A 7825-nucleotide genomic window follows, 5' to 3' on the forward strand; every position below is an offset into this window, starting at 1 on the left:
TGGTCGTGGACGCCGTCCGGGCTGGCGAAAGGCAGCTGGACCTTTGAGGTGCAGAAGGCCGGCCAGAACGGCTGGAGCAGCTTCCAGCTGACCATCGATCCGGACCTCGATCGCTACCCGACCATCGACAGCGCGCTCGACAACGTGGGCCCGGTGACCGGCAGCCTGAGCAGCGGCGCGACCACCGACGACACCACGCCGACCCTGCGCGGTACCGGCCCGGCCAACAGCGTTATCACCCTGCGCTACAAGCTCGGCAACGGTGGCTACACCATCGACAGCGCGAGCGTGGATGCCAGCGGCAACTGGTCATGGACGCCAAATACACTGGCGAAAGGCAGCTGGACCTTTGAGGTGCAGAAGGACGGCCAGAGCGGCTGGAGCAGCTTTAAGCTGACCATCGATCCTAACCTGGATCGCAATGCCACCATCGACAGCGCGTTCGACAACGTCGGCCCGGTGACCGGCAGCCTGAGCAGCGGCAGCAGCACCGATGACACCACGCCGACCCTGCGCGGCAGCGGCCCGGCCAGCGGCACCATAACGCTGCGTTATAAAATGGACGGCGGCAGCTATGCCTCTACCACGGTGAGCGTGGACGTAAACGGCACCTGGTCGTGGACGCCAAATACGCTGGCAAAAGGCAGCTGGACCTTTGAGGTGCAGAAGAGCGGCCAGAGCGGCTGGAGCAGCTTCCAGCTGACCATCGATCCCACCGTGGACCGCGATGCCGTGATTAACAGCGCCTGGGATGACTTCGGCGCCGTGACCGGCACCATTGCCAACGGCGGGATCACCGACGACAGCACCCCGACGCTGCGCGGCACCGGCCCGGCCAACAGCACCATCACGCTGCGCTACAAGCTCGGCACCGGCAGCTACGCCTCCACCACGGTGAGCGTGGACAACGCGGGCAACTGGTCGTGGACGCCGTCCGCGCTGGCGAAAGGCAGCTGGACCTTTGAGGTGCAGAAGGCCGGCCAGAGCGGCTGGAGCAGCTTCCAGCTGACCATCGATCCGACCCTGGACCGCAACGCGACCATTGACAGCGCCTATGATGATTTTGGTGCCGTCAAAGGCGTTATTTCCAACGGCGGCGTCACCGATGACGCCACGCCGACCCTGCGCGGTACCGGCCCGGCCAACAGCGTCATCACTCTGCGCTATAAGCTCGGCAGCGGTGGCTACAACACCGACAGCGTGAGCGTGGACGCCAGCGGCAACTGGATGTGGACGCCGAATGCGCTGGCCAGCGGCAGCTGGACCTTTGAGGTGCAGAAGGCCGGCCAGAACGGCTGGAGCAGCTATAAGCTGACCATCGACCCGACCGTGGATCGCAAGCCGACTATCGACAGCGCGTGGGATGACTTTGGCGCGAATACCGGCCTGATCGCCAACGGCGGCATCACCGACGACGCCACACCTACCCTGCGCGGCACCGGCCCGGCCAACAGCACCATTCTGCTGCGCTACTTCCACCTGGCCACCCTGTTTGAGGGCACGATCAAGGTAGACAGTAGTGGCAACTGGACGTGGACCGCACCGGCGCTGACGGACGGCGACTGGACCTTCGAGGTGAAGAAAAGCGGGCAGTCTCAGTGGAGCAGCTATGAGCTGACCATTGACTCCACCGCCGATCGTAACGCCACCATCGACAGTGCCTGGGACGACTTCGGTCCGAACACTGGCAGCCTGAGCAGCGGCAGCAGCACCGACGACAGCACGCCAACCCTGCGCGGCAGCGGCCCGGCCAACAGCACCATCACGCTGCGCTACAAGCTTGGCAGCGGCAGTTACGCCTCCACCACGGTGTTCGTGGACGGCGGCGGCAAGTGGTCGTGGACGCCGTCCGGGCTGGCGAAAGGCAGCTGGACCTTTGAGGTGCAGAAGGCCGGCCAGAACGGCTGGAGCAGCTTCCAGCTGACCATCGATCCGGACCTCGATCGCTACCCGACCATCGACAGCGCGCTGGATAACGTCGGCCCGGTGACCGGCAGCCTGAGCAGCGGCAGCAGCACCGACGATAGCACGCCAACCCTGCGCGGCAGCGGCCCGGCCAACAGCGTTATCACCCTGCGCTACAAGCTTGGCAGCGGCAGCTACGCCAGCACCACGGTAAGCGTGGACGGCAACGGCAAGTGGACGTGGACGCCGTCCGCGCTGGCCAACGGCAGCTGGACCTTTGAGGTGCAGAAGGCCGGCCAGAGCGGCTGGAGCAGCTTTACGCTGACCATCGACCCGACCGTGGACCGCGATGCCGTGATCACCAGCGCCTGGGATGACTTTGGCGCCGTGACCGGCACCATTGCCAACGGCGGGACCACCGACGACAGCACCCCGACGCTGCGCGGCACCGGCCCGGCCAACAGCAGCATCTCGCTGAAGTACAGCAATGGCGACCGCAGCGGCGGCATCATTATTAAAGTGGATGCCAGCGGTAACTGGACGTGGACCGCGCCAGATCTGGAGGACGGACACTGGACCTTTGAGGTGAAGAAGGACGGCCAGGAAAACTGGAGCCGCTACGAGCTGACCATTGATTCCAACGCGGATCGCAACGCCAGCATCGACAGCGCGTTCGACAACGCGGGTCCGGTGACCGGCAGCCTGAGCAGCGGCGCGTCCACCGACGACACCACGCCGACCCTGCGCGGCAGCGGCCCGGCCAACAGCACCATTACGCTGCGCTACAAAATGGACGGCGGCAGCTACGCCTCCACCACGGTGAGCGTGGACAACGCAGGCAACTGGTCGTGGACACCGTCCGGGCTGGCGAAAGGCAGCTGGACCTTTGAGGTGCAGAAGAGCGGCCAGAACGGCTGGAACAGCTTTACGCTGACCATCGATCCGGCGCTGGATATGCAGCCCACCATCGACGATGCCTGGGACAATTTTGGCGCGGTGACCGGCAGCCTGAAGAACGGTGATACCACCGACGACAGCACGCCGACCCTGCGCGGCAAAGGCGTGGCTGGCACCATCATCCACATTCAGAGCAGCCCGCCGGGCGTGCCGTGGGAGACCGTGGGCAGCACCGTGGTGAGAGCCGACGGCACCTGGGAGTGGACTTCACCGGCGCTGAGCAGCAGCAACACCTGGGACTTCCGGGCCCAGGCGCAGACCGGCGATCACTTCAGCGCGTGGAGCAACAAGTTCGTGGTGAAATACGTCGCGGCAGCGCCTGACAAGCCGGTCATCACCGATGCGTTTGACGACGTCGGTCCGGTGACCGGCAGCGTGAAGAGTGACGGCTACACCGATGACAGCACGCCAACCCTGCGCGGGCGCGGCGTGGCGGGCAGCATCATTCACTTCCAGAACGGCCCGTGGGATAAGCCGTGGGTGAACGTAGGCAGCACGGTGGTGAAAGCGGACGGCACCTGGGAGTGGACGTCGCCGGCGCTGGACCACAGCGATAACTGGCACTTCCGCGCCTATGTTGAGAACAGCAACGGCAAAAGCGACTGGTCAGACAGCTTTATTCTGAACTACACCGATCCGACGCCGATCATTACCGATGCGTTTGATGATTTTGGTGCCCAGACCGGCAGCCTGCAGAACGGTGATACCACCGACGACAGCACGCCGACCCTGCGCGGCAAAGGCGTGGCCGGCACCATCATCCACATTCAGAGCAGCCCGCCGGGCGTGCCGTGGGAGCCAGTAGGCAGCACCGTGGTGAAAGCGGACGGCACCTGGGAGTGGACTTCACCGGCGCTGAGCAGCAGCAACACCTGGGACTTCCAGGCCCGGGCGCAGAACGGCGATCACTACAGCGCGTGGAGCAACAAGTTCGTGGTGAAATACGTCGCGGCGGTTCCAAATAAGCCAGTAATCACTGATGCCTTCGATGATTATGGTGCATCAACTGGAAGTATTGCCAATGGCGGTGCCACCGATGATGAAACACCAACCTTGCGCGGTACAGGCGTGCCGGGCAGCGTTGTGATTGTTGAGTACAGTTTAGCAAACGGTAGCTGGTCAGCCGCAGGTTCAGCCGTTGTTCAGGCAAACGGGAAATGGGAGTTAACATCACCTAAACTATCCAAAAATGGTGACTGGGAATATCGCGCTAAAACCGTTGAAGGTTCCAATCAGAGTGAGTGGAGCGAAAGCTTTAACGTCCATTTCGAGAGTCCGGGAGCGTCAGGTGGAAGTGCGGGAGTAGAAAATTTCCAAAACTATAAAAATGGCTATCCAGGTGATTCTGATGGATATTTTGAAAGTGGTTTCAAAATTGAGTCAAAGTACACTTACTCCTTTAAGAGAAACGGACAATTAGTAACCGCTTGGATGAATTCCGCAAGAGTATCAGACAAAAGTATTGGCTTTATTCCTGAAGGTGAAAATTTATTTGTAATTGGAAGAATATTTGATACCGCGAAAGATGAATTAAGTGATGGCTATTTACAGAGATGCAATAGGATGTCATTTGGCGAAAACACCAGTGCGGTAAGCTTTGAACATTTTGGAAGCAAATCTGCTGGAAATAAAGTTAAAATCTACGACACTGAGAACACTTTGATCGGGGAAATAACCTTAGAGAATGCTCCTACATATGCCGAAAGAGCTTTCTTCTATTTTCGCGCACCTGTTGGTAAGATGATCTCATATATCGACTTTGATTTTAGCAATGAAAGGATTTACTCTGGTGGTTTAGATAATTTAATTTATTTAGATAATCTGCGCTGGGGTGATGAAGCGATAAAACATCATGATGCCATTGCAGATTCAAATGAAATTACACAATCTGAAGATGTTACTGAGTTAAGTTTTGATTTGGACATGGTTTATGCTCAAGAAATTGTTATCGAAGCAGATGAACCGCATTTTGATTTACATAACCTTGAGCGAGCAGCTAATTCACTCACAACGATACTGTTAAGTGAAAAAGGTGACGTCGAACTGACTGTTTCGTTCGAAGATATCCTGCACTTGGGTAAAAAAGATCTATTTATCGAAGACGGTAAAACTCAGCTGATGATCAACGGCGATGCCGGCGATGTGGTGCAGCTGAAAGATATTCTGCCGCAAGGCAGCGATATCAGCGAGTGGCAGCATCAGCAAGGCACCGTGACGGTCGCGGGCGTGGAGTACGAAGTGTACAGCCACGGCGATGACGCGGAACTGCTGGTGCAGCAGGGGGTGAAAACCGAGCTGATTTAACGGTTAGATCCTCTATTATCTGTCTGGAAAGCCACCGAAGTTCGGTGGCTTTTTTTGTTGTTTACCCACTCAGAACCTTCGGGCATTGCGCACCGGCTGGCATTGCGCGATAAATCGCGCCGCTACGTTGCGCGGCGGTCACGTCACACAAATTTCGCACGTTACCGTGGCGGCATCGATCCCCTTGTCACTCGGCATCACCCCATCGCCTGCGTCATCAAACCATAAGCCTGCATCGCGCCGGGTTGCGGCATCCACGGCGTGCCGCGCACCATGATGGTGGGCGCATCCACCTGCTGCAGACCCAAGGTTTTCAGCCATGGCGCCAGCGGTAACGCGGCGTCGGTATCGATGCGCACAAACTCGCCGCGCAGCGTCTGCATCAGGGCGGCAATCAAGGTTTGCGCACTCGCCAGATTCAGCGCAATCACCGGGCCAATCGACCAGCCGTGACCAAACCGGCGCAGGCTGGCAAAGCCCTGCACGCGCTGCTGCGCATCCAGCAATATGCGGGTTTGTGCAGCGGCAATCAGGTGGGTGATTAACGCGGGGCGCCACAGGCCGTGCGCCTGGTGATCGAAGGTGGTCAACGGTTGTGCCTCTGCGGGCAGCGCGTGACGCAGCGTGAAACCGGCTGGCACCGTTAACGCCGGCACCGCCGCCAGCGCGCGCGTTTGATGCTGCAGGATATGGCCCGCTACCGTAAAACCGAGTTTCTGGTACAGCGGTTTGCCGCTCTCGGTGGCGTGCAGCCGCAGCCGGTAATCAGGGAATTGTTCCAGCAGCGCCAGCATCAACTGTTTGCCGATGCCCAGCCCTTGCCAGCGTGGGCTGACGATGACGAGTCCGATGGTGGCCGCCTGCTCGCCCCAGCGAAATCCCAGCGCGCTGCCAGCGTAGTCGCCCTGATGTTCGGCCACCGTGCCTGCGCCGAACGTCAGCGCCTGCTGCCAGTCTTCGCGGCGATGCGGCCAGTGCAGTTGCTGCGTGAGGGCAACGCCGGAATCAATGTCGCGTGGCGTCATAGCGCGTAGCCTGATCATGTTTGCTCCTGATGTGCGGGAAATGCCCTTGTCTTTAGCACATTTCAGGGCGGGGATGAAAGCGGGAACGCGGTTGCGAGGCGGTGCGGCCGGGTTGCGCCGCACCGTACTGGCTTAGATCTGGAAGTCGATGGCCGGTTCGTTTTCGGTTTCGTATGAGAGCGCCTGCCGCTTGATCTCCTCCAGCGACAGGTTGGCATTACAGAGTTCGAGGAACTGCCAAACGTAATTGCGTTGCAGCTGGCCGCGCTTCAGGCCAAGCCACACGGTATTGGCATCGAACAGATGATGGGTATCGATTTTTACCAGATCTTCCCCTTCGTAAATATCGCACGCCTGATCGGCCAAAATCCCCACGCCTAAACCGAGTTCGACATAGGTTTTCACCACATCCGAATCCTGCGCGCTGAGCACGATATCCGGGCGCAGACCGGCAGCCTGGAATGCACGATCCACCCGCGAACGGCCGGTAATGCCCTGACGATAAGTGATTAACGGATAACGGCTCAGGCTGGCGAGCGTAATGGGCTGCTGCTGTAACAGTTCATGATCGTGCGGTACCAGCAGCGAGTGATGCCAGCTGAACCACGGGAATGCCGCAAGACTGCTGTTGTTCACTAACTGCTCGGAGGCGATACCGATATCGGCTTCACCGGCCAGCAGCATGGCGACAATCTCCTGCGGCGATCCCTGATTGAGCTCAAGGCGCACGTTGGGATAGAGCTGGCGAAACGCTTTGATCACGCGCGGCAGGCTGTAACGCGCCTGGGTGTGCGTGGTGGCGATGGTCAGCACGCCGCTGGTTTCATTGGTAAACACATCCGCTAAGCGGCGTACTTTGCCCGCTTCATCAAGGATGCGCTCAGCAATGGTCAACAGCGCCTTGCCCGGTTCGGTCATGCCTAACAGTCGCTTGCCACGACGAATAAAGATTTCTACGCCCAGTTCATCTTCCAGATCGCGAATATGGCGGCTTACCCCGGATTGGGAGGTAAACAGCGTATTTGCCACTTCGGTCAGGTTGAACTCGCAACGGGCCGCTTCACGTATAATTTTAAGTTGCTGGAAATTCACACCCTTTTCTCCTGATTCCTGCCCCTGTTTCGTCCATGTTATGAAGTTGGTGTCATCGCAACAAATAATAAAAAACGGTGTGTTATGCGGAATAGTAATAAGGAGTAGTTTGGAGGACGCCCTCACCCCAACCCTCTCCCGCAAGCGGGCGAGGGAGCTGATCGAGCGGTTGGTTGGTAAGGTGATCATTGTGGCTAAATATGCGCTGGATCGGTCCCCGCTCCCGCAAGCAGTCGAGGGAGCTGATCGAGCGGTTGGTTGGTGAGGTGATTTATTTGGCTAATATAGGCGGGATCGGTCCCCGCTCCCGCAAGCGGGCGAGGGAGTTGATCGAGCGGTTGGTTGGTGAGGTGATTTATTTGGCTAATATCGGCGGGATCGGTCCCCTCTCCCATTGATGGGTGTACAGTCCGGGGACATGGTGAACACTTGTTCGGGGACATGGTAGACACTTACAACTAAGGCATAAGAACCCGTTTATGGAGTCGCTTATGTCCTGGGATGCGAGAGATACCATGTCATTACGTAAAGAGTTTGTTCTG

Annotated in this window: 3 protein-coding genes; 1 reads left to right on the forward strand and 2 read right to left on the reverse strand. The window is 58.8% G+C overall.

Annotated features, from left to right (window positions below):
• On the forward strand, positions 1–5166 hold a 5166-nt coding region (locus PZBJ_RS24140), incomplete at its 5' end, for an Ig-like domain-containing protein (RefSeq protein ID WP_206098213.1).
• Positions 5167–5363: 197 nt separating this feature from the next.
• Here PZBJ_RS24140 and PZBJ_RS11485 read toward each other — a convergent pair.
• A complete protein-coding gene (locus tag PZBJ_RS11485) occupies positions 5364–6209 on the reverse strand; it encodes a GNAT family N-acetyltransferase (RefSeq protein ID WP_101762577.1) in 846 nt (281 codons plus the stop codon).
• Positions 6210–6323: 114 nt separating this feature from the next.
• Entirely contained in the window at positions 6324–7283 is a 960-nt protein-coding gene (cbl, locus tag PZBJ_RS11490) for an HTH-type transcriptional regulator Cbl (protein ID WP_101762578.1), read from the reverse strand.
• Positions 7284–7825: the final 542 nt, after the last annotated feature.

The organism is Pantoea endophytica, assembly GCF_002858935.1.
GTDB lineage: Bacteria > Pseudomonadota > Gammaproteobacteria > Enterobacterales > Enterobacteriaceae > Pantoea > Pantoea leporis.

What these genes read in the sequence shown, in the direction of transcription:
- PZBJ_RS11485 (WP_101762577.1), bottom strand. Translation starts at nt 6,209, where the DNA reads ATGATCAGGCTACGCGCTATGACGCCACGCGACATTGATTCCGGCGTT.